Source organism: Candidatus Desulforudis audaxviator MP104C, assembly GCF_000018425.1.
Classification (GTDB): Bacteria; Bacillota; Desulfotomaculia; order Desulfotomaculales; family Desulforudaceae; genus Desulforudis; species Desulforudis audaxviator.
The window spans coordinates 1577522-1598682 of sequence record NC_010424.1 but is presented as its reverse complement, the minus strand read 5'-3'; the positions used below and the strand labels follow the sequence as shown (position 1 = coordinate 1598682).

Here is a 21161-nt window from a genome sequence, read left to right as displayed (position 1 = left end):
CATTCCCCCTAACAAAGAATAAGGGATAGGAATTTGCTTTTACCTGGAGCAATTATCTTGAATCCGGCAAGTAAAACCGAAGAATCCAATACAGTCCATTCAGGTACAAGGTGCCGTAGATCAGGTCCACCGCCCGGAGTTTGCCGGGGATGTGGCCGGGGTAGCCTTCCGCCCACTTTTCCATTTTAACACCTCGCACCTCAAAGACTCGTTCCCCCGGCAGATAGTAACCGACGACCACTACTTCCTGCCCCACCGCCGCCTCCAGCGCCGCCCGTAAATCTCCGTCCGCGGGCCGCAGAGCGTGCTTCTGGATTACCTGGATCGTGGGACAGCCGTCCAAAAACAGGGTGCCCAGGATCACTTCGGAACTCAGCAGCATGCCCGGAATGTGCCCGCGCACCCGGTCCGGCAGTAACCCGGCGGGCGGTTCCACCCGCACGGGAACCGGCGGCTTGATCCGGACGCTGGCACTCGCCCCATCCCAGGAAACGCCGTAGCCCAGACCCTCTGAAACAAACCTCACGGGCACGTACGTACGCTGCTCCTGCAAGAACGGTACTGCGTTCATCTCACGGGGCTGACCGTCGACCTGGTAAACCGAACCGCCGATGGCTACCGAAACCTCGATCTCATTCTTGATAATGTGTACGATCTGCGCGCTCGGGCTCCAGCTCACACGCCAGCCTAGTGCCTCGGCCACAGCCCGCAGCGGTACCATGACCCGGTTTCCGGCAACGACTGGTTGGGCGTCGGGAAACGTAACCTCGTCTTCCTCAACCAGCACCTTTACCCTGCCCGGGTGTCTCCCACTCCCGGCGAACCCGAAGCTGATCGGGAAAGCCAGGGCCAATACCAGTACCAGGCAACAAACCTTAAGTAACATCGGCTTGGGCAAGGCTATCTCCTCCTGCTATCTTTGTCTGGTAGACGCCTTGACCCGTTGTGCGGATTTCCCAAGAGTACCAGAAAACCACGCCCGTTCCCGAGCGTGGTTCTTTTCGGCCGACTGCTTTTTCCGGGGGTTGATCAGTCGCCGGTATCTATCGCCCGGCACAAGACTTCTTGAGGTTACCGGGTGAACACGGCCATGACCGCCGCGGTAACGCAGAAAAAGGCAGCGATCATGAACGCGGTGTCATACCTTCCGGTAGTGCCATAGAAGAAAGAGGCCAAAAGCGGGCCCGCCAGGCCGCCCACCCCGTAACTGGTGAATACCGTCCCGTAATTAACCCCCATAGCCTCTCGGAAACTCTCCCTTTAGCGCTCCCGGAGCTTTATACTCCGGGGTTTTGCTTTTCCATCCCATTTTCGGATCACCCATTAATCATGTGAGCGCGCAAGCCTGCGCAACTCTTTCGAGCAAAGCAAGTCTGCTCTGGCCGAGGAAATGTCCCTCTTGCTCGGCTAGGAGGAACAGGTAGCCCAAATGGATGCCCATCTGCGGGATAAACAGGCGATTCTTGGGGAAGCCCGATAAGGAAATCGAAGCCGGCAAAGGCATAAAGGCTGAGGATGTCTGGCGTGAACTGGGGAACTGCCGGCGGTCATTCCCAGGAGGAGAAGCGCTACGAATGTAGAAAGCAGTCTTGCTGTGTTGAAGGCGAAGGTGGCAGAGCCTAGGTTCGGAAGGAGGCCCTTATGAGGAACGCCAATGCTCCTAACCACTTTGTCTTTGTGGCCACGCCGGTCCAGTCCGACAAAGGCAGAATCTCCAGCTACGAAATCTGGAAGGTCCTTACCGAAAAGCTGGTATGGTACACCACCGCTTCCGCCCCTTACCGGAACCGAATCAAGGGCGGAGACCGCATTGTATTCTACCTGGGCGGAAGGCCGGGGGGCGGCAGTTTTGTCGCCCAAGGCTTGTGTTCCGGGCCGGTTGCTCCGGTCACGGCGGAGGACGGAGCTTTTCTGGCCGAGATGGGCATCACCCGTTTTTCCAGCCGGATCCCGCTGTTGCTGGTGATCTACTGGCTGGACGAAGTTCCTTTGAAGCCCCTCGTACCGGCGCTTACTTTCATCAGGGACAAAAAACACTACGGCCTGTACCTACGGCAGGGCATCGTTCCAATCGGCCAAGAAGATTTCGACCTGATCGTGACGCAGAGCGCCCAGTGAGGCGGTACAATTATGAGCCGGCAAGTGCCGCTTGCCAAGCCGCGAATTGGCAATAAAGCGTGCTATTTGCAAATGGGTCCTGCCTTAGCTAAAATTGACTTGAAGCTAGTCGAACGGGGGCGCAAACGCTTGAAAAAGGTGGTCAGTGTCAGCCTGGGGTCGTCCAGACGCAATAAGACCGTACGGGTGGAGCTTCTGGGTGAAGAGTTTGAAATCAGCCGGGTCGGGACGGACGGGGACTTCCAGAAGGCTCTGGCCACATTGCGCGAACTGGACGGAAAGGTCGATGCCATCGGATTGGGCGGCATCGACGTCTTCTTGTTTATCCGTGACCGCCGGTACGCCATCCGCGATGGTCTCAAGCTGATGGAGGCCGTGCGGCAGACACCGGTCGTCGACGGCAGCAGCCTGAAGCGGACGCTGGAGCGTGAGGTGGTCCTCCACCTGTCCCGAAAGACTGACTTGATTCCCCCGGGCACCCCGGTTTTAATGGTCAGCGCGGCCGACCGCTTCGGCATGGCCCAGGCGTTCGTCGACGCCGGGTGCCGCACTGTGTTCGGGGACTTGATCTTCATCCTTGGTATCCCCTACCCGATCCGAACCGTGGCCCAGTTGGAGAAGCTGGCCCGGATGATCGTCCCGGTGGTGACCAAACTGCCCTTCCAGTTGCTCTACCCGACCGGGAAAAAACAGGATGTAACCAACGAATCCAAAGGCCGGCGTTTCGCGTCCTATTACCAGGAGGCCCGGGTGGTGGCTGGCGATTTTCACCTGATCCAGCGCTACCTGCCGCCCGCTCTGGACGGGAAGATCATCGTGACAAACACGACCACCAGCGCGGACGTGGAACTGCTCCGGGAGCGCGGTGCTTCATACCTGGTCACGACTACTCCCGAGTACGAGGGCCGCTCCTTCGGAACGAATGTCCTGGAGGGCGTGTTCGTGGCCCTGATCGGTAAGCCGTGGGCGGAGATCCGCAATGAAGAATACCTGGAACTCTTGCAGCGGTTGGACTTCAAGCCCAGAATCGTCAAGTTGAATTGAAGTCCAGGCGCCTAAAGGCCCAATAGCTCGTACATCTCACGGTCCACCCGGTTGTCGTACCGTAGGTTGTGGTCTTTGCGGAACTGGACCACTGCTTTTTGGAGGCCGGAGCCGAAAATGCCGTCGATGGGGCCGTCATAATACCCGTGTTTCTGCATCAGGCGTTGGATTTCCAAAACCCCGGACTCGCGGTCCCCGTGGACCAGGGTTGGACGGTGTTCGGGACCCATGATGTTGCCCACGATGTGCACGGGGGTGCCGGCCTCAACCCACGGGAAGAGTTCCTCCACGTGCCGGTTGAACATCCGGATGCAGCCGTGGCTGGCCCGGGTGCCGATGGAGTAAGGCTTGTTGGTGCCGTGAATGCCGTAGATGCCCCAGTCGATGTTTAGTCCCAGCCACCGGGTGCCGAAACCGGTGCCCCAGTTCCGCGCCTTGCGGCGGATGCTCCAGTTGCCCACCGGGGTAGGGGTTTCGTTCTTGCCGACGGCGCAGGGGAACTGCTTGTACGGGTAGCCGTTTTCCATCACGGTCAGGGTGCGTTTTTGGACGTCGATAATGATTTCCACCTCTCCAGTGGGCGGGGGAAGCGGTTCGCTGGTTTTCACCGGGGTGGACATCAGGGCGAGCAGGTACCAGGTTTCCGCGTCCACCACCCCGCTGGGTTCGATACCGTTCGCTTCCTGCAGGCTTCTAACCGCTGCGGCGGTGATCGGGCCGTACACGCCGTTTACCGGTCCCTGGAACAGTCCCGCGGCCCGCAGTTGTTCCTGGACTTCGCGGACGTCATTGCCCTCCAGGAATTTGGTCCTGTCCACGTAGAGCGAGCGCTGCTGCTCGCAATTCAGCGGGCAGACCAGGTAAAACTCCCCGCCTTCAGCCGGACCGGCGGTCAGGGAGAAGGCCAGAAACAGAAAAAGCGCTTTCCACCACATGCTTTTATAACGCTCCTTTTCAATTATTCTGGGGTTGACAGCGGCTCTTTTATGCAAGCGAGCCGAAATCCGGAGGCACGCCGCCGACAAAATTCAACTTTGTCCAGCAGCGGGAACCTCCGAACACAGGTAAAATATGCCTTTTTTTCCTAAATAGCAGGGTTCTGGGAGGTCGATGTCGAACAGACGTTTAGCTTACAACAAAGGAGCCGACAGAATGCCAAAACGATTGGTTCTGGTAGCCGTCTTCCTGTTCCTAGTCATTGGCTTGGCCGGTAGGAGCGTCGAGGCCAGTCAGATGGCCGTCGTCACCAACCCGACGGTGAATTTGCGGGGTGGTGCGGGCACGAACCACCCGGTGGTGGGTCAGGCGGGGCAGGGTGCCCGTTTGCCGGTGTTGGGCAAATCGGGTGACTGGGTGCAGGTGCGCCAGGCGAACGGTCAGGCGGCTTGGGTGGCCGGCTGGCTGGTGCGGTTGGAAGCGGCTCCGGCGTCTGTGGCCCCGACGCAGCCGGCTACGGCGACCGGTGGACAGGTGGCGGTGGTTACCACCGGAGCGGTGAATTTGCGGGGTGGTGCGGGCACGAACCACCCGGTGGTGGGTCAGGCGGGGCAGGGTGCCTGTTTGCCGGTGTTGGGCAAATCGGGTGACTGGGTGCAGGTGCGCCAGGCGAACGGTCAGGCGGCTTGGGTGGCCGGCTGGCTGGTGCGGTTGGAAGCGGCTCCGGCGTCTGTGGCCCCGACGCAGCCGGCTACGGCGACCGGTGGACAGGTGGCGGTGGTTACCACCGGAGCGGTGAATTTGCGGGGTGGTGCGGGCACGAACCACCCGGTGGTGGGTCAGGCGGGGCAGGGTGCTCGTTTGCCGGTGTTGGGCAAATCGGGTGACTGGGTGCAGGTGCGCCAGGCGAACGGTCAGGCGGCTTGGGTGGCCGGCTGGCTGGTGCGGTTGGAAGCGGCTCCGGCGTCTGTGGCCCCGACGCAGCCGGCTACGGCGACCGGTGGACAGGTGGCGGTGGTTACCACCGGAGCGGTGAATTTGCGGGGTGGTGCGGGCACGAACCACCCGGTGGTGGGTCAGGCGGGGCAGGGTGCTCGTTTGCCGGTGTTGGGCAAATCGGGTGACTGGGTGCAGGTGCGCCAGGCGAACGGTCAGGCGGCCTGGGTGGCCGGCTGGCTGGTGCGGTTGGAAGCGGCTCCGGCGTCTGTGGCCCCGACGCAGCCGACGCCGGTCACGGCCCCCGGTTCCGTGAATCCGACGGACCCGCCGGACCGCACGGTACGGGCCTTGGTCGGCAACGCAGTGGTGGACGTGGAAGCGGTGGACGTACGGAGCCAACCCGGGCGCCAGTACACGGCCATCGCCCAGGCCACACGGGGTTTCCGGTTGCCGCTGGTTGCCGAGCGGGGGGGCTGGTACCAGATCCGGTTGCCGAACGGCAACCTCGGGTGGGTGGAATCGGCGACGGTGCGAGTGGATATTGATACCGCCGGTCTTCCACCCGTGAACGGTGGTAGTGACGCGGACCCGGATCGGGGGGAAATCTCGTTTGACGCGAGAGTATCCGGAGACCGGGTGATCATTACCGTTAGTTCCACGACACCCATCGAGTATTCGGCTTTCCGCCTGCCGAACCCCGACCGGATTGTCATTGACGTCGACGGTTTCGCCGGCGGGCAGGTTCCGGCGACCCAGACCCTGCAGTCACCTGTTGTGAGCACAATCAGGACCGGGGAAGCGGACGGGCGCTTCCGGCTGGCCTGCGACGTCAAACAGGGGCTGGCTCATACCCGCTACAAGACGGACCTTTCAGGGGACCGGCGGACCCTGACCGTGGAGATCTTCGCGGTGGCGAACGTAATGCAGGGACGGGTCATAGTCCTTGACGCCGGGCACGGCGGCAGGGATCCAGGCGCGACCGGGCCCACCGGCGTGAGGGAGAAAGACGTTGTTTTAGCCATCACCCTGGAAGCGGCCCAACTACTCAGGCAGCAGGGAGCCGAGGTAATCCTGACCCGGCAATCGGATGTGTTCGTGGAACTCCTGCAACGGGCTGAAATCGCGAACCAGGCCGGCGCCGACGTTTTTGTGAGCATCCACGCCAATGCAAATGTCGATCACTCCAAGCACGGCACCAGCACCTACTGGTGGCCTTATCCGGACGTTATGACTCCGGGTCAAATAGCCGCCAGGGAAAGGTTGGCCGGTGCACTTCAGACCGCCCTGCTTGCCGGGTTGGGAAGGAACGACCTTGGCTTGTTCCAGGCGCGGTTTGCTGTGCTGCGGGCTACGAACATGCCCTCGGCCTTGGTGGAGGTGGCCTTTATATCAAACCCCGTTGAGGAAAGACTCCTGGCTGACCCTGCCTTTCAGAATCGGGCCGCGGCGGCCATCGCGGCCGGACTGCAGGATTACTTCCAGGAATACTAACACCCGGTCGGCTTTGAAGACCCTGAACCCCCGGGTGCTGCCCGGGGGTTTTTCGCCGGTTACCGTGTATGCAGGAATCAGTTGCACCAGAATAGAATCATGCTAGACCCGCGAACGGGTCGCTTCTAGTGCTTGGTTGTTTTAAGGAGAGAAGCAGTTTGGCAAAGGGCACGGTCGGCCTGTTTGATTCCGGGGTGGGGGGACTGACGGTTGTCCGGGAAGTATCCGTTATCCTGCCGGGAAAGCGCGTGATTTACTTTGGTGACACCGCTCACGTTCCATACGGGGACAAAAGTGTGGACGAGCTGTTGTCCTACGCCGAACGGATCATCGGTTTTCTTTGCAGTCAAGGGGCAGATTACATCATTTTCGCGTGCAACACCAGTTCCGCCGTTTCACTCCGGCTAATGCGCGACCGTTTCCAGGTGCCGATGATCGGCCTGATCGAGCCCGGAGCGGCCGAGGCTGTCCGGCTGTCGGCGACCGGCAGAATCGGCCTGATTGCCACCGAGGCGACCGTGAAAGCGGGCGCCTATGCCCGGGCGGTGTCGGCGCTGAATCGGAATTGCCAAGTGTTCAGCCAGGCTGCGCCGCGCTTGGTGCCCCTGGTCGAGTCCGGGGAGTCCGATACTCCCAAGGCCGAACAAGCGGTGCGTGAATACCTGGAGCCCCTGCGAGAGCAAGGTATCGACACCCTGATCCTGGGTTGCACCCATTACCCGTTCCTGCGGGACGTGATCGAGCGGGTGCTTGGTCCGGAGGTGGTGCTCGTGGACCCGGCGGCCGCTACCGTGCGGGCCGCGCGGCTTGATATGCTCCGGCGGGGTTTTTCTGCAGACAACCCGGGTGCGCAGGGGGAGCAGGACACGGTTTCGCTCCGCTACTTCGTGAGCGGGAGCGCCGACGCTTTCCGGGCGGTGGCCGGACAATTCCTGGGTCGGGAGCCGGAGCCGGTTACCGAAATCTGTCTTCTCAGGTGAATCAAAGAAACTTTCCCGAGAGATCATATTAACAAAGTGTGGCGAGACAGTGACCAGGCGAGTAGGTATCACCACCACCATCCCGAGCGAGGTCGTGTTCGCGGCCGGATGGGTGCCGGTGGACCTGAACAACGTTTTTATTACCAGTGCCGATCCGCGTCAACTGGTGGAGGAGGCCGAGGTCGCCGGATACCCCCGCAACATCTGTGCCTGGATAAAGGGGATCTACGGCACAGTGATCCGGGACCGGACTCTCGACACCGTGATCGCGGTCACCCAGGGAGACTGCAGCAACACCCACGCCCTCATGGAGACCCTGCAACTGGCCGGGGTGTGCGTCATTCCTTTCGCCTACCCTTTCGACCGGGATTACGACCTTTTGAAACTGCAGATCGAGAAACTGATGCAGTATTTCGGCGTAGACTGGCCGGCGGTACGTGAAACCAGCGCCAGGCTGGGCGAAATCCGGGGTGCGGTACGGGACTTGGACCGGCTCACCTGGGAGGAAAACCGGGTCGGAGGCTGGGACAACCACTTCTACCAGGTGACGTGCAGCGACTTTGAGGGTGATCCGGAGTCTTTCCGGGCCAGGGTGAACAAGTTCCTGGCCCGGGCGCGACAAGCCCCGCCCCGGGGTGAGGAAATCCGCCTGGCGTACATCGGGGTGCCGCCGATCAACGCCGACATTTACGGGTTTTTGGAGCAACTGGGGGCCCGCGTCGTCTTTAACGAAACCCAGCGCCAGTTTACCATGCCCTTTGACACGGAAAATTTGGTAGAGCAGTACCGCCTGTACACTTATCCCTACGGGATCTTCTACCGGCTCGAGGACATCAAGCGGGAACTCGAGCGGCGATCGGTGCGCGGCGTGATCCACTACGTGCAGAGTTTTTGTTTCCGCCAGATCGAAGACCTCATCGTCCGTCACGAACTGCGGGTGCCGGTGCTTACCGTTGAGGGGAATAACCCGGGGCCGCTGGACGCCCGTACCCGGGTGCGCCTTGAGGCGTTTGTGGAAATGCTCCGGTAGGAGGGGTTGGGAATGGACGTTACGGTACTGGGGTGTTGGGCCCCCTACCCGCGGGCCGGGGGCGCCTGTTCGGGCTACCTGTTGCGGGACCGGGAGACCCTGGTGCTGCTGGAAGCGGGGAACGGCAGTTTCAGCCGTCTGGCTGCGGCAGTCGATTTCCGCGCCTTGTCGGCCGTTGTCGTCTCCCATTTTCACCTTGACCACTGCGCCGACCTCTTCTGCCTGCGGCACGCGCTGAAGGGCGCCAGGAGGGACGGCAGCCGCGCGGAACCGCTGACTCTGTTCGTGCCGCAAGAGCCTCGGGGTGAATTTGAGCGCCTAGCCGGGGACAATGAAGCCTTCACGGTCCGGACGATCGAGAGTCTCCCCCGGAAAGGGGACCGGAGAGTCGCCATCGCCGGGAGCCTGGAGATTGAGTTTCTGCCCACGCGCCATTCTTCCCCCGGATACGGGGTGGCGGTCAGCGGCAGTGCGCGGGGGTGCTTCGTTTACTCGGGAGACACCGCCTACTTTCCGGAACTGGCCCGTCACTGGGCAGGGGCGGGGCTCTTGCTGTGTGAGGCCACGGGCTTGGCACGCGACAGCGCCCAGCTGAAGGCGGTACACCTCACCTCCGTCCAAGCCGGGGAGTTGGCCCGGGCAAGTGGGGCCGCACGCCTGGTTTTGACCCACTTCTGGCCGGAATACGACCCGGCGGTGCTGGCGGCGGAGGCTGCAGATGCTTTTGGAGGGCCGGTGCTGGCGGCGCGCGAGGGTGAGACGTACAGCATATGAAGCGGTGCCCCGCGGGGCGGCCGCGCAAAAAGACTGGAGGACGGAAATGATTCGAGTGGACGGCCGGGCCCCGGCGCAGATGCGCCCGGTGTACATCACCCGGCACTACAACAAATACGCCGAGGGTTCCGCCTTGATTGAGGTGGGTGACACCCGCGTGATCTGCACGGCCAGTATCGATAACCGGGTGCCCACCTTCCTGAAAGGCGCGGGCAAGGGCTGGGTGACCGCGGAGTTTGGGATGCTGCCCCGGGCCACCGGGGTCCGGGGGATCCGGGAAAGTGTGAAAGGCCACCCCGGGGGGCGCAGCCTGGAAATCCAGAGATTGATTGGCCGCTCCCTGCGTGCGGTAGTCGACCTGCCCGCCCTGGGGGAGCGTACCGTCATCCTGGACTGTGACGTGATCCAGGCCGACGGCGGGACCCGGACGGCCGCCATCACCGGGGGTTTTGTGGCCCTGGTAGACGCCATGCAGACCTTGGTGACTGAGGGCGTGACCCCGCGGTTGCCGGTGCTGGACTACGTGGCGGCGACCAGCGTGGGCCTGTTCGAGGGGGAGGCCGTCCTTGACCTGTGCTTTGCGGAGGACTCGGCGGCGGAGGTGGATTTCAACGTGGTGATGACCGGGACGGGCCGTTTCGTGGAAGTACAGGGAACCGGGGAAGGAACGACCTTCGAACGGGCGGACGTCGACCGGCTGCTTGACCTGGCGGTTGTCGGAATCCGGAGCCTGGTGGAGCAACAGCGGGCGGTTCTGGGTTCGCTGGCCGAAGAGATCGGGAAGCGGAGGGGAAATCAAAATGGCGCGGCTGGTACTGGCGACCAGAAATGAAGGTAAAGTCAGGGAAATGGCGGCTCTGCTTGCCCCGCTGGGGGTCGAGGTCGTCTCGCTTTCATCCTACCCGGAGATCGAGGAGATTCCCGAGGAGGGCGACACCTTTGAAGCGAACGCTCTGACCAAGGCCCGGATGGTGGCGGCCCGGACCGGTCAGCTGGCCCTGGCGGACGACTCGGGTTTGGAGGTGGACGTGCTGGACGGTGCACCCGGGGTGCACTCGGCCCGCTTCGCCGGGGAACCCCGGGATGACGGCCGCAACAATGAGAAATTACTCCGGCTTCTGGAAGGAGTACCGTGGGACAAGAGGCGGGCCCGCTTCCGCTGTGTAATCGCTCTGGTGACCGCGGAGGGAACCGAGCGACTTACCGAGGGTACCTGTGAGGGGTTCATTGGCTACGAGCCTCGGGGGACCAAAGGTTTCGGATACGACCCCCTGTTCTACGTGCCGGAGTACGATATGACCTTTGGAGAACTCGACCTGGCGACTAAGAACCGGATCAGCCATCGGGGCCGCGCGCTGGCCAAAGCCTTCGGGGCAGTCACTGAACTGCTGGAGCTAAGCCATTTGCGATGTTCGGGAGAAAAGATAAATAGGCTGTTTTAGAGTTGCGGAAAAAACATTTTACCCCGGTCCAATCCGGATTTTATGCGGTTTGCAGGGATGGGTAACGGGCGGATCGGCAAAATTGACCCCAAGGGAGAAAGGCGGAGAAAAAGCGAAGGAGAATGAGAAATAAGAAGGGAAAACCCCCTTTTGTGGAGAATCCTTTTTGTAACCACCAAAAAAGAACCACGAAGGAGGTTTCCCTTATGGCCATTATACCACAACAGCGGCTTTTTGGGTGGCAGGAAATCGACGAACTCGGTGACTTGGAACGTTTTTTGCTTGTAGTGAACCACCTGCCCGATGAGCAGTTGATGCAAAAGCTGGAGAGAGAGCGTGGTAAGGGACGGGATGATTACCCGGTGCGGGCGGTTTGGAACTCCATCCTGGCCGGGATCGTATTTCAGCACGTGTCTGTGGAGAGCCTGCGGCGGGAACTCTGCCGGAACGGCCAGTTGCGGGAACTTTGCGGTTTTGATCCGGCCCGGGGCGAGGATGCCGTTCCGCCTTCTTACATATACAGCCGCATCTTGGTGAAACTGATGCGGCACGCCGACGAAGTGGAAAACATATTTACGCGGCTGGTGGATGAAATAAGAGTGCTGCTACCGGATTTCGGTCGAATTTTGGCCATAGACAGCAAAGCCGTCAGCAGTCTGGCCCGGGGCAAAAAGCGGGATGAAGAAGAGAAGGTCCAAAAGCCTGACGGGCGCCGGGACACCGATGCGGACTGGGGCCGGAAAACATACCGGGGGCGTAAGAAAGGCGGCACCCTATGGGAAAAAGTTGTGTGGTGGTTTGGCTACAAACTCCACCTTGTAGTTGACGCTGTTTATGAACTGCCGGTGGGATTTGCGGTGACAAAGGCATCGGCCAGCGACGTGAAAGAGGGACATATACTCATTGATCGGGTGGCGAAAGAGCATCCGGAGATTGTGGCCCGCTGCGAGGCATTGGCGGCGGACAAAGCCTTTGACGACATCAAGCTAAACGTGAAACTCTGGGACGAATACCGGATCAAGCCCGTGATTGACATCCGCAACACGTGGCGGGACGGCGAGGAGACGTGGCTTGTAACCGGTAAGGAGAACATCGTTTACGATTACCGTGGAACGGTTTATTGTTGCTGCCCCGAGACAAACAAACGTCGCGAGATGGCCTTCGGGGGATTTGAGAAAGACCGGGAAACCTTGAAATACCGCTGTCCGGCCCGGCACTACGGAGTAGAGTGCCGGGGCATGGAACAATGTGCCGCAACCGGTGGGATACGTATTCCCCTGGTGGAAGACCGGCGGATCTTCACCCCGCTGGCGCGGTCCAGCTACAAGTGGAAAACACTCTACAAAAAGCGTACGGCGGTAGAAAGGGTAAATGCCCGCCTGGACGAGGCCTACGGATTTGAAAAGCATTTCATTCGGGGCTTGAAGAAGATGAAGCTGCGTTGCGGGTTGGCCCTGATGGTGATGCTGGCGATGGCCGTGGGCCGACTGCGACAAAAACAAGGAATAGACTTAAGGAGCCTGGTGAAGGCGGCCTGACGGGGCTCAACCGGAAAACAGATTACCTGCCAAGAGACGCCCAGAGTGGCGCTGGGGTAAGTTTGCCCTTTGGCAGAGCGGCATAGTCTATATACTCCATTTACCCCAATATTAGGTTGCTAACTGTGTTTTGTGGCTTGGGGAACAGCCGGTGCCGGGTGTGGGCGTTGCCTTGTCGGGACCAAAAATGCTTACAACGCAAAACGCTGAAGCCAAGCCATTTGCGATGTTCGGGAGAAAAGATAAATAGGCTGTTTTAGAGTTGCGGAAAAAACATTTTACCCCGGTCCAATCCGGATTTTATGCGGTTTGCAGGGATGGGTAACGGGCGGATCGGCAAAATTGACCCCAAGGGAGAAAAGCGGAGAAAAAGCGAAGGAGAATGAGAAATAAGAAGGGAAACCCCCTTTTGTGGAGAATCCTTTTTGTAACCACCAAAAAAGAACCACGAAGGAGGTTTCCCTTATGGCCATTATACCACAACAGCGGCTTTTTGGGTGGCAGGAAATCGACGAACTCGGTGACTTGGAACGTTTTTTGCTTGTAGTGAACCACCTGCCCGATGAGCAGTTGATGCAAAAGCTGGAGAGAGAGCGTGGTAAGGGACGGGATGATTACCCGGTGCGGGCGGTTTGGAACTCCATCCTGGCCGGGATCGTATTTCAGCACGTGTCTGTGGAGAGCCTGCGGCGGGAACTCTGCCGGAACGGCCAGTTGCGGGAACTTTGCGGTTTTGATCCGGCCCGGGGCGAGGATGCCGTTCCGCCTTCTTACATATACAGCCGCATCTTGGTGAAACTGATGCGGCACGCCGACGAAGTGGAAAACATATTTACGCGGCTGGTGGATGAAATAAGAGTGCTGCTACCGGATTTCGGTCGAATTTTGGCCATAGACAGCAAAGCCGTCAGCAGTCTGGCCCGGGGCAAAAAGCGGGATGAAGAAGAGAAGGTCCAAAAGCCTGACGGGCGCCGGGACACCGATGCGGACTGGGGCCGGAAAACATACCGGGGGCGTAAGAAAGGCGGCACCCTATGGGAAAAAGTCGTGTGGTGGTTTGGCTACAAACTCCACCTTGTAGTTGACGCTGTTTATGAACTGCCGGTGGGATTTGCGGTGACAAAGGCATCGGCCAGCGACGTGAAAGAGGGACATATACTCATTGATCGGGTGGCGAAAGAGCATCCGGAGATTGTGGCCCGCTGCGAGGCATTGGCGGCGGACAAAGCCTTTGACGACATCAAGCTAAACGTGAAACTCTGGGACGAATACCGGATCAAGCCCGTGATTGACATCCGCAACACGTGGCGGGACGGCGAGGAGACGTGGCTTGTAACCGGTAAGGAGAACATCGTTTACGATTACCGTGGAACGGTTTATTGTTGCTGCCCCGAGACAAACAAACGTCGCGAGATGGCCTTCGGGGGATTTGAGAAAGACCGGGAAACCTTGAAATACCGCTGTCCGGCCCGGCACTACGGAGTAGAGTGCCGGGGCATGGAACAATGTGCCGCAACCGGTGGGATACGTATTCCCCTGGTGGAAGACCGGCGGATCTTCACTCCGCTGGCGCGGTCCAGCTACAAGTGGAAAACACTCTACAAAAAGCGTACGGCGGTAGAAAGGGTAAATGCCCGCCTGGACGAGGCCTACGGATTTGAAAAGCATTTCATTCGGGGCTTGAAGAAGATGAAGCTGCGTTGCGGGTTGGCCCTGATGGTGATGCTGGCGATGGCCGTGGGCCGACTGCGACAAAAACAAGGAATAGACTTAAGGAGCCTGGTGAAGGCGGCCTGACGGGGCTCAACCGGAAAACAGATTACCTGCCAAGAGACGCCCAGAGTGGCGCTGGGGTAAGTTTGCCCTTTGGCAGAGCGGCATAGTCTATATACTCCATTTACCCCAATATTAGGTTGCTAACTGTGTTTTGTGGCTTGGGGAACAGCCGGTGCCGGGTGTGGGCGTTGCCTTGTCGGGACCAAAAATGCTTACGACGCAAAACGCTGGAGCTCAAAAGACTTTGACGCGGGGCGCCGTCCGGGTTATAATATTGGAGCGCGCGGGTGTAGCTCAATGGTAGAGCACCGGCCTTCCAAGCCGGGTACGTGGGTTCGATTCCCATCACCCGCTCCATACCGCTAAAAAAACAAACCGCCCGGTGACCGGGCGGTTTTAGTATTTTCGTCTACTTGAATTTGAATATGGACTTCCAGAGCCTGGCGAAAAAAGACTCGCCACGTGTGCCTGTGATCGCCGGATTGGCCGCCGGGGCGGGGGCGGCAGGCTGTACGGGACTGGACGCAGGTTTTTCGGGAGAGTACTTCTTGATCATCTGGGCCACGTTGTTGTCGATGGTTTCCTTGTAGTTTACGGTCATCAACAACCCTCCTCTCACTTGCATTGAAGTCGTGAAAGAATACAGGCGCAGATGCTGGATGGATAGAACAATTGTTGCGACGGATAGGCAGTTCGCCTGGTCCGTTCTGAGGTTACCAAAAACGGCTGCGAACAACGGGAGTCTCATGATAAGTATGGCGACGATGAGGCACGTATGTTGGAATCTTTGCGCCGGGCAACGGCCGGTCTCGGCGTCAAGCGCCAGCAACCCTGGGCTTCCCACGATATGAATTACATCGGTAAGCAGTCTTCTTGTAAAGTCTAGTTCCACGCGCAACAGCAAATACCTTCCGATAACTCTGAATTTTGTGGCTAGTCAATTTTGAGGGTGAAGGCGGTCGGCGGGCCGAAACAACAACGGGCGCGCATAATGGGCCGAAACATGTCAATGGCCAGTGAAAATGTCACCCTAAAACACACTAACTTGGACTGAGAAAATGTCACCTTTGTAATCGTTAAAATGGTCTGAGGAAATGTCACCTTTGAAACCGCCGTCCAAGATTATTCCTCTCGCCTGTTGGCCGTCAAGGGCAAGGGCTACGCCGCCGCGGACGCGGCCCCTTGACGGCTGGCCAGGCGAGAGGTGACAGGTGACTCAAGGGTTTCAAGGTTGCTCATTTAAAAGGCGTACTTGCGGAAGCGCTTTCTCTTGGCTTCCAGGTACGCTTCCACTGGTGTTGAAGGCTTGGGCGCTATGGGAGAAATCTGGCGCCAGGGATGATCCGCAGTCACCGGAGCAGGTTCCCGGCGGGGCTTGGCTTGACGGATCTCCGCCTTAGGTGCCGGCTGGGGAACGAACTCCCTTAGCGAAAACACCTTATCGCCATACTTGGCGCTTATCGTCCCGTCCAGATGAGTAAGGACCGTAACCTTCGCCCTGGGCGCCAGGCTAACTGCTTGATCTTTGACATCGATAAGCTGGTAAGTCTTACAGTGAAACGAGATCGTGGAACCATTGGAAGCCGTACGCTCTTCCCGAAAGGCAATAATCTCGTTGAGCCGTTCACTGGTGGGTGCGGGTTTAAAGGCCGGTTCCGGATCGGCGGCCCAAACGGCGAAGCGGGCGTTGAAGCGCTCAATAAAGACCGGGAGAAAGGCGTTCGCGTCTTCAATGTTGGAGATCCCTCGCAGGCGCATCTCTATCACCAGACGGCTCTGCAGGGTTTCCCACAAACGTTCTATACGCCCTTTGGCTTGGGGAGAGCGTGCCTGAATATGATTGATTCCCAATTCCTCCAGGGCCTTACCGAACTGGGTCAGGGCAACGGTTTTGCCGGCCAGCTCCTCATCAATGGACAACTTGTCCTTCTTCGGTGAGAAGAAGATGGAGTGGCCGTCCGTATAGAGGCTCACCGGGATTCCGTGATTTATGACCGTTAGGTTTAAGACCATCAAGTAACCGTACAGATCCTCTTCGGGCCGGAACCAAAGTGCCAGGATCTTACCGGTGGCGTCATCAATATTACCGTGGAGGCAGGCCTTGGGGCCACGATCTTCAAACCAGGCGTACGGGCTGGCGTCGCTTTGGACCAAAAGCCCTTCTTGAGGCATGCGCTTGCGGGAGCGCCGTTTCCGCCGCTTGGCTCGGCGGCTGTGCCGATTCTTGATACCGGCCTGCTTGAATATGCGACGCAAGCTGCGGCCCGAGATCGAAATTTCATATAGTTCCTCAAGCAGCTCAGCCATATGCTCGCAACTTGCGTCCTTGAGTTCTTCTGAGGCGAGGCTGATGATCCGGTCCCGGACGTCGTGGGTTATAGCGTGTTTTGGTTTACGGCCTCGGTTTTTGTGGACGAGGAAAGCCTCACCCTCCTGTTTCATTCCTTTCTTGAGGCGCATAACCTGACGTTCGCTGAGACCAAGGAGGACGGCAGCCTGCCGAATGGATACCTTGCCTGCAAGGACCCGTTCCATAATACCTAGTCTCCTGGCTTCCTTGGGTTTCAAGAAAACGTCTCCCTTCATGGGTGACATTTTCTCAGACCGCTTATGAGGTGACAATATCACAGGCCAATAGCAGCATAATGGGCCGAAACATTGAATAGTCCGGGTGGAAGGTGTATAATTAAGTAAAAGCTTTTTAGTCCCAGTAGCTCAGTGGATAGAGCAACGGCCTTCTAAGCCGTGGGTCGGGGGTTCGAATCCCTCCTGGGACGCCAGAGGTTTCCAGACGCGGCTTTGGCTTTTTTTAAAGCCAAAGCCGTTGTTACTAAATGGGCTGTCACCGACAACGGACCCCCTGCTAAGGAGGGGTCCGTTATGCGTTTGATTAGGGTCTCATCGCGTGTACCGAAGCGATGGGAGGACGCGCTTGAGTAGCCTGACCGCAGTGCCTTTCGGTAAAAACTCGGGGCAGCCGCTATTTCTATCCAGCGGACACCAGGAGGCAATGGCCCGCCTGCAGTTGATGGTGAAAAACCGCTTAAACATATCCGGGCTGAAACCCCGTGACTTATATTCAGAGATGCTCCATCACCTGGACGAAACGCCCTTCCTTTCCCTGGTCAGGGCCAAGTTCTCACGACATTGGCGGTGAGAAATGGACCGTCAAATTATGTGGGAAGCAACATTTTATGTCTGATCCTGCATATATAAGTGTAGAGATGCTTAAAGGTTATGATGTGCCGAAAAAAATTAGTAATAAATAGCAAATTCATGCGGTTAGTAAGAATCACAATTATTACTTTTTCTCCATATAATGGAGTAAACCTTAAATAGTTTATTCAGCCGGAGCCTATTAATCCAGCACTTCTTTACGAGCTGAGAATATTATAAGTTATCAATTGATTTTTCTGGCCCAATCACGGGTTGGAACGAATAAATAAAAAAAGGAGAGGGTAAACAGTGTAGCAAAAATTCGAGAAACGTTAGGCGTCCAGCCTTGCGAAAGTAATTAATCGCAATTTGGAGAAGGACTTAGTTATCAACATGTGCTGAAGAAAAAGCAAGGGTGTTATAAAAGTGTTCCAGATGCTTTGACAATTTTTTTCATTAGTTGTGTAGCTGTACTTAAAAACTAAGGAAGGGGGTTATTAAAATGTCTGTGAAAAAGAATCTTGACACATCCAGTCTGGCGGAAGTGATTGACCGGATTCTTGACAAAGGGATCGTGATAGATCTCTGGGTAAGGATATCCCTTGTAGGAATTGACCTGATTGGCATTGAGGCCAGGGTGGTCATTGCTAGCGTGGAAACCTTCCTCCTGTACGCAGAAGCAATTGGACTTCTTCCGGCTGAAGAAGCGGAATCGCTGGCAATAACAGCATAAATTACTATGTAACTACCATAATAGGTTTATAGCGTAGAATGTAGAAGCCAGTGGTAACAAGTGTACTTACTTTGCATACTATGTTAGGTAGAATCAGAAAAAGGGGGTTATATAATGTCTGTAAAAAAGAATCTTGACACGTCCAGTCTGGCGGAAGTAATTGACCGGATTCTTGACAAAGGGATCGTGATAGATCTCTGGGTAAGGATATCCCTTGTAGGAATTGACCTGATTGGCATTGAGGCCAGGGTGGTCATTGCTAGCGTGGAAACCTTCCTTCTGTATGCAGAAGCAATTGGACTTCTTCCGACTGAAGAAGAAGGAAGGGCAGTAGCGGTATAGAGTGCTCACGATTTTATTAAGAAAGTTTGTCGAGGTATTTCCGAATACCTCGACAAACCCCTTCCCCCTATTCTTACAAAAGAAAACCGTAAAATTATCTATTGAGCGGAGGTCAAAAAGTGGGTGCTTATGTAGTGTCACGTGTTGAGAAGGCAGAAGCCCTTGCACAGCGAATTCCCGAATCCTTTGATAATAGAAAACAACGACTGGAAGAATTGTTTGAAGAATTTGAACAGAAAAAGGCAGCCAGAACAAGGCACTGGGAGGAATTATTAGCAGAATTTGCCGATAAAAAGGCGGCCAGAATTAAGCACTTGGAGGAGTTGCTCTGGGAGGCTCGAACCGAACGGGAAGAAGTGCGGGAAATCCTGCAAGAATTGTGGAAAACCATGAAAAGGAAAAGGAAAAGGAAATATTAAGTAACTTGAAGCAGTTTGTTCCCCTCCTTTAGGGTGGCCTGGAGGAGGGGAACTTTTTTGTCATGGAGCATATATTAGGCAATTAGGAATATATGTAATTAATTAATAACTGAGGAGGGTCAGGAGTTGGATGTAGAAAATGTTATAAATATTGTAAAGGATTTTTTTGCCAATGTCCTTAAAAAGCCTGGGGATATTATCGGCGCGTGCCTGAATAATGGTAGCTGGACTGTCCAAATAGAAGTTACGGAAGAAGATGAATATCAACGCAGGCACGGGCGCAACGAACTGCTGGGAGTTTACCAAGTGAAACTAAATGAGAATCAGGAAATAGTATGTTACACGCGGATAATGTTGAGAGAGAGAGGTAAAATCAAAGGTTACCTGCAGGATAGCGAGGATCCCTAAAAAGAGCAAGAAGTGCCGTAATGATTTGAGATACTAATGGTATTCAAGGAGGTCATAAAAAATTGAGAGATCATAAAATATTCCAGTCGATGGAAAAGTTTGTACAGACCCCATATGTACAAGATCTGATTGAACGTGCCCTGGCTTACGTCCGGGCAGGCTTTCCGGTGCATTTTCGGGGACCGGCCGGTACGGGTAAGACAACGCTGGCAATGTACTTAGCACAACAAATTGGCCGTCAGGTGGTACTGATTCACGGTAATGACGACTTCAGCCCGACAGACCTGGTTGGTGGCCTGCAAGGTTATAAAATGAGCAAAATAGTTGATAATTTTATCCATTCGGTTCTCAAAACGGAGGAACAACTGAATTTGCGCTGGCAAGATGCTTGTATTACCGAAGCTGTTCGCAATGGTTATACTTTAATTTATGATGAATTTACCAGATCAAAGCCGGAAGCTAATAACGTTTTGTTATCAATTTTAGGAGAAAAAGTACTGGAGATGCCTATTGTTAGAAAGGGAGAAAGATATCTTCAGGTTCATCCCCACTTTACAGCTATTTTTACCAGTAACCCGGAAGAATATGCAGGGGTCTATAAAACCCAGGACGCCTTGCGGGACCGGATGATCACCATCGATTTAAATCACTTTGATGAAGAAACGGAAATTGCGATAACTGTAGCCAAGTCCGGGATGCCGGTTGAAAAGGCAGAGCGGGTGGTTAGGATTGTACGTTCTTTTCGAGAGAAGGGAAAGTATGAATTCACACCAACGGTTCGCGCCAGTATTGCCATCGCCAAGGTTATCCATCTGCAAGAAAATCTGGACGCCGGCGATCCATTCTTTAAGCAAGTATTTATTGATATATTGACGTCCGAGACCTGCGGTACGGTTACTATTGGGAAAACAAACGGTAACGCTAAGGGTAGCACCGCCAGGGTAGTCGAACAACTCTTTGATCGGTACTATTCTTAATGTTAATAAATGTCGGGCCGGGAAAGGGCGGGTTATTGGTAATTATTTCCATTAAACAAATTGAAAGGAGTATACCATGACCAAAAAAAAAGATATTTCAGACGAAGTTAAAGCTGATATGGGGATAAATGAACTTTTAAACGGACTCGGAAATTTTATTGATTTAATAAAGCAGATGGAGGCACAAGGCAAGGCGAAAATTTCCTATACCGGAGAAATTAAGGGCCTGGATAAGGCTAAGGGATTAAAGGGGCTTTTCGGCATTGATATAGGAATTGGAGATGGAGGTTCTGCCGATGTAAAACCCTTTGGCAACATTAGTAAAAAAGAAAAGGATCTTGTCATCGAAGGAATTACTGAACCCCTTGTGGATATTTTTGAGGAAAGGAATAATGTATTGGTGGTTGCGGAGCTTCCCGGCGTGAACGAAGATAACTTTCATTTTCAGGTAAGCGGGGATATTTTAATCATTGAAGCTGCCGGAAGGGACCGCCAGTACCGTAAAGAGATGCTGCTGCCGACAATGGTAGACCCGGAAGGTGCGACAACAGTTATTAAAAACGGGATTGTGGAGATCAGGTTGCCAATAACCAATAATAAAATAAAAAACACTTCAGCTGATGGAGAATGAATTATGGAGGAATTGCAAGAGAAAAGGGGGATCCCATGTATCTTCGTGGATTAAATAATCTTCGTTCGTCGGCGGATATCCGTACCGTATTATCCATTAATGCAGGCTCGCTACCCGGTTCGGGACAGCGGATTTCAAAAATTCAGTTGCAGTTGAAAGATCTGAAAAGATTAATACACCGGGAAGAGCTGTTAAACAGGCGGCAACGTATATTTATGACGCAGCTGGAGTGGATGCGGCAGCAAGAATTAAACCTGGGCCGGTCCCGGAAACAATTTCAATTTATGGTAGCCTCTATTGAAAGGGATAAGCTTGCGTTGTACAGGGAGATAAAGAAAATCGGGGGGAAATTGGCATGTAATTGACCCCGGGGAAGAGCTATTCCAAGTTTTGCGCTGTTAATTTAAGTGGTTGAAGGCTGTGGATT

General features: G+C 55.9%; 21 protein-coding genes and 2 tRNA genes. 18 read left to right on the top strand and 5 right to left on the bottom strand.

The annotated features are described in order from the left end of the window. Window positions 1–52 precede the first annotated feature (52 nt). Together DAUD_RS11615 and DAUD_RS12500 are read right to left on the bottom strand one after the other, a co-directional pair. Window positions 53–898 carry a copper amine oxidase N-terminal domain-containing protein gene (locus tag DAUD_RS11615; RefSeq protein ID WP_012302601.1) on the bottom strand — a complete coding sequence of 282 codons (846 nt, stop codon included), beginning with the start codon at window positions 896–898 and terminating at the stop codon, window positions 53–55. 173 nt (window positions 899–1071) lie between these two features. Next, window positions 1072–1239 (bottom strand): OFA family MFS transporter, encoded by a 168-nt coding sequence (locus tag DAUD_RS12500; protein ID WP_166485149.1) that lies wholly within the window; start codon window positions 1237–1239, stop codon window positions 1072–1074. A gap of 402 nt (window positions 1240–1641) precedes the next feature. On the opposite strand from DAUD_RS12500, the gene DAUD_RS07675 reads away from it, so the two are divergent. After that, entirely contained in the window at window positions 1642–2118 is a 477-nt protein-coding gene (locus DAUD_RS07675) for an EVE domain-containing protein (RefSeq protein WP_012302600.1), read from the top strand. A 129-nt stretch (window positions 2119–2247) separates the two neighbouring features. Further along, window positions 2248–3162: a hypothetical protein gene (locus DAUD_RS07670; protein WP_041570874.1), complete on the top strand. Its 915-nt coding sequence runs from the start codon at window positions 2248–2250 to the stop codon at window positions 3160–3162. 11 nt (window positions 3163–3173) lie between these two features. On the opposite strand, the gene DAUD_RS07665 is transcribed toward DAUD_RS07670, so the two are convergent. Continuing rightward, the gene (locus tag DAUD_RS07665) at window positions 3174–4097 is read right to left on the bottom strand and encodes a L,D-transpeptidase family protein (protein WP_012302598.1); all 924 of its coding nucleotides are present in this window, start codon (window positions 4095–4097) and stop codon (window positions 3174–3176) included. A 217-nt stretch (window positions 4098–4314) separates the two neighbouring features. Here DAUD_RS07665 and DAUD_RS11610 point away from each other — a divergent pair, with 217 nt between their 5' ends. The 9 genes from DAUD_RS11610 to DAUD_RS07620 all read left to right on the top strand — a co-directional run bounded on the left by DAUD_RS11610 (window position 4315) and on the right by DAUD_RS07620 (window position 14425). Beyond that, window positions 4315–6528 (top strand): SH3 domain-containing protein, encoded by a 2214-nt coding sequence (locus tag DAUD_RS11610; protein ID WP_049752590.1) that lies wholly within the window; start codon window positions 4315–4317, stop codon window positions 6526–6528. Between the two features lie 158 nt (window positions 6529–6686). Then, window positions 6687–7508 carry a glutamate racemase gene (gene murI, locus DAUD_RS07655; RefSeq protein ID WP_012302596.1) on the top strand — a complete coding sequence of 274 codons (822 nt, stop codon included), beginning with the start codon at window positions 6687–6689 and terminating at the stop codon, window positions 7506–7508. 49 nt (window positions 7509–7557) lie between these two features. Next, the gene (locus tag DAUD_RS07650) at window positions 7558–8538 is read left to right on the top strand and encodes a 2-hydroxyacyl-CoA dehydratase family protein (protein ID WP_012302595.1); all 981 of its coding nucleotides are present in this window, start codon (window positions 7558–7560) and stop codon (window positions 8536–8538) included. Between the two features lie 12 nt (window positions 8539–8550). Beyond that, complete coding sequence (locus DAUD_RS07645) at window positions 8551–9312, top strand: MBL fold metallo-hydrolase (RefSeq protein WP_012302594.1); 762 nt, start codon at window positions 8551–8553, stop codon at window positions 9310–9312. 46 nt (window positions 9313–9358) lie between these two features. Next, window positions 9359–10144, top strand: coding sequence for a ribonuclease PH (rph, locus tag DAUD_RS07640; protein ID WP_012302593.1), 786 nt, complete (start codon window positions 9359–9361; stop codon window positions 10142–10144). Then, window positions 10113–10754, top strand: coding sequence for an XTP/dITP diphosphatase (locus DAUD_RS07635; protein ID WP_012302592.1), 642 nt, complete (start codon window positions 10113–10115; stop codon window positions 10752–10754). Before rph ends, DAUD_RS07635 begins: the two co-directional genes overlap by 32 nt. Window positions 10755–10960: 206 nt before the next feature. Continuing rightward, window positions 10961–12292, top strand: coding sequence for a transposase (locus DAUD_RS07630; RefSeq protein ID WP_012301317.1), 1332 nt, complete (start codon window positions 10961–10963; stop codon window positions 12290–12292). A gap of 465 nt (window positions 12293–12757) precedes the next feature. Next, on the top strand, window positions 12758–14089 hold the full coding sequence (locus DAUD_RS07625) for a transposase (protein ID WP_012301317.1): 1332 nt from the start codon (window positions 12758–12760) through the stop codon (window positions 14087–14089). Between the two features lie 262 nt (window positions 14090–14351). Then, window positions 14352–14425, top strand: a tRNA-Gly gene (locus DAUD_RS07620). A gap of 52 nt (window positions 14426–14477) precedes the next feature. On the opposite strand, the gene DAUD_RS12495 is transcribed toward DAUD_RS07620, so the two are convergent. Then, window positions 14478–14669: a hypothetical protein gene (locus tag DAUD_RS12495; RefSeq protein WP_166485148.1), complete on the bottom strand. Its 192-nt coding sequence runs from the start codon at window positions 14667–14669 to the stop codon at window positions 14478–14480. Window positions 14670–15307: 638 nt separating this feature from the next. Then, window positions 15308–16636 (bottom strand): ISNCY family transposase, encoded by a 1329-nt coding sequence (locus tag DAUD_RS07610; RefSeq protein WP_012302049.1) that lies wholly within the window; start codon window positions 16634–16636, stop codon window positions 15308–15310. A 136-nt stretch (window positions 16637–16772) separates the two neighbouring features. Here DAUD_RS07610 and DAUD_RS07605 point away from each other — a divergent pair. The 7 genes from DAUD_RS07605 (at window position 16773) to DAUD_RS07575 (ending at window position 20734) form a co-directional block, all read left to right on the top strand. Further along, window positions 16773–16848: transfer RNA gene (locus DAUD_RS07605), tRNA-Arg, on the top strand. A gap of 878 nt (window positions 16849–17726) precedes the next feature. Then, on the top strand, window positions 17727–17957 hold the full coding sequence (gene gvpA, locus DAUD_RS07600) for a gas vesicle structural protein GvpA (protein WP_012302590.1): 231 nt from the start codon (window positions 17727–17729) through the stop codon (window positions 17955–17957). 114 nt (window positions 17958–18071) lie between these two features. Next, window positions 18072–18299, top strand: coding sequence for a gas vesicle structural protein GvpA (gene gvpA / locus DAUD_RS07595; protein ID WP_012302589.1), 228 nt, complete (start codon window positions 18072–18074; stop codon window positions 18297–18299). A 119-nt stretch (window positions 18300–18418) separates the two neighbouring features. Continuing rightward, the gene (locus DAUD_RS07590; protein WP_166485147.1) at window positions 18419–18718 is read left to right on the top strand and encodes a hypothetical protein; all 300 of its coding nucleotides are present in this window, start codon (window positions 18419–18421) and stop codon (window positions 18716–18718) included. A gap of 126 nt (window positions 18719–18844) precedes the next feature. Next, the gene (gene gvpO / locus DAUD_RS07585; protein ID WP_012302587.1) at window positions 18845–19126 is read left to right on the top strand and encodes a gas vesicle protein GvpO; all 282 of its coding nucleotides are present in this window, start codon (window positions 18845–18847) and stop codon (window positions 19124–19126) included. A 62-nt stretch (window positions 19127–19188) separates the two neighbouring features. Next, complete coding sequence (gene gvpN / locus DAUD_RS07580) at window positions 19189–20103, top strand: gas vesicle protein GvpN (protein WP_012302586.1); 915 nt, start codon at window positions 19189–19191, stop codon at window positions 20101–20103. Between the two features lie 76 nt (window positions 20104–20179). After that, window positions 20180–20734, top strand: a complete 555-nt coding sequence (locus DAUD_RS07575) for an Hsp20/alpha crystallin family protein (RefSeq protein ID WP_012302585.1) — start codon at window positions 20180–20182, stop codon at window positions 20732–20734. Window positions 20735–21161 lie beyond the last annotated feature (427 nt).

What these genes read in the sequence shown, in the direction of transcription:
- gvpA (WP_012302590.1), top strand. Translation starts at nt 17,727, where the DNA reads ATGTCTGTGAAAAAGAATCTTGACACATCCAGTCTGGCGGAAGTGATT.
- DAUD_RS11610 (WP_049752590.1), top strand. Translation starts at nt 4,315, where the DNA reads ATGCCAAAACGATTGGTTCTGGTAGCCGTCTTCCTGTTCCTAGTCATT.
- DAUD_RS07645 (WP_012302594.1), top strand. Translation starts at nt 8,551, where the DNA reads ATGGACGTTACGGTACTGGGGTGTTGGGCCCCCTACCCGCGGGCCGGG.
- DAUD_RS12500 (WP_166485149.1), bottom strand. Translation starts at nt 1,239, where the DNA reads ATGGGGGTTAATTACGGGACGGTATTCACCAGTTACGGGGTGGGCGGC.
- DAUD_RS07575 (WP_012302585.1), top strand. Translation starts at nt 20,180, where the DNA reads ATGACCAAAAAAAAAGATATTTCAGACGAAGTTAAAGCTGATATGGGG.
- DAUD_RS07675 (WP_012302600.1), top strand. Translation starts at nt 1,642, where the DNA reads ATGAGGAACGCCAATGCTCCTAACCACTTTGTCTTTGTGGCCACGCCG.
- DAUD_RS07630 (WP_012301317.1), top strand. Translation starts at nt 10,961, where the DNA reads ATGGCCATTATACCACAACAGCGGCTTTTTGGGTGGCAGGAAATCGAC.
- DAUD_RS07625 (WP_012301317.1), top strand. Translation starts at nt 12,758, where the DNA reads ATGGCCATTATACCACAACAGCGGCTTTTTGGGTGGCAGGAAATCGAC.
- rph (WP_012302593.1), top strand. Translation starts at nt 9,359, where the DNA reads ATGATTCGAGTGGACGGCCGGGCCCCGGCGCAGATGCGCCCGGTGTAC.
- gvpA (WP_012302589.1), top strand. Translation starts at nt 18,072, where the DNA reads ATGTCTGTAAAAAAGAATCTTGACACGTCCAGTCTGGCGGAAGTAATT.
- DAUD_RS12495 (WP_166485148.1), bottom strand. Translation starts at nt 14,669, where the DNA reads ATGACCGTAAACTACAAGGAAACCATCGACAACAACGTGGCCCAGATG.
- DAUD_RS07665 (WP_012302598.1), bottom strand. Translation starts at nt 4,097, where the DNA reads ATGTGGTGGAAAGCGCTTTTTCTGTTTCTGGCCTTCTCCCTGACCGCC.
- DAUD_RS07635 (WP_012302592.1), top strand. Translation starts at nt 10,113, where the DNA reads ATGGCGCGGCTGGTACTGGCGACCAGAAATGAAGGTAAAGTCAGGGAA.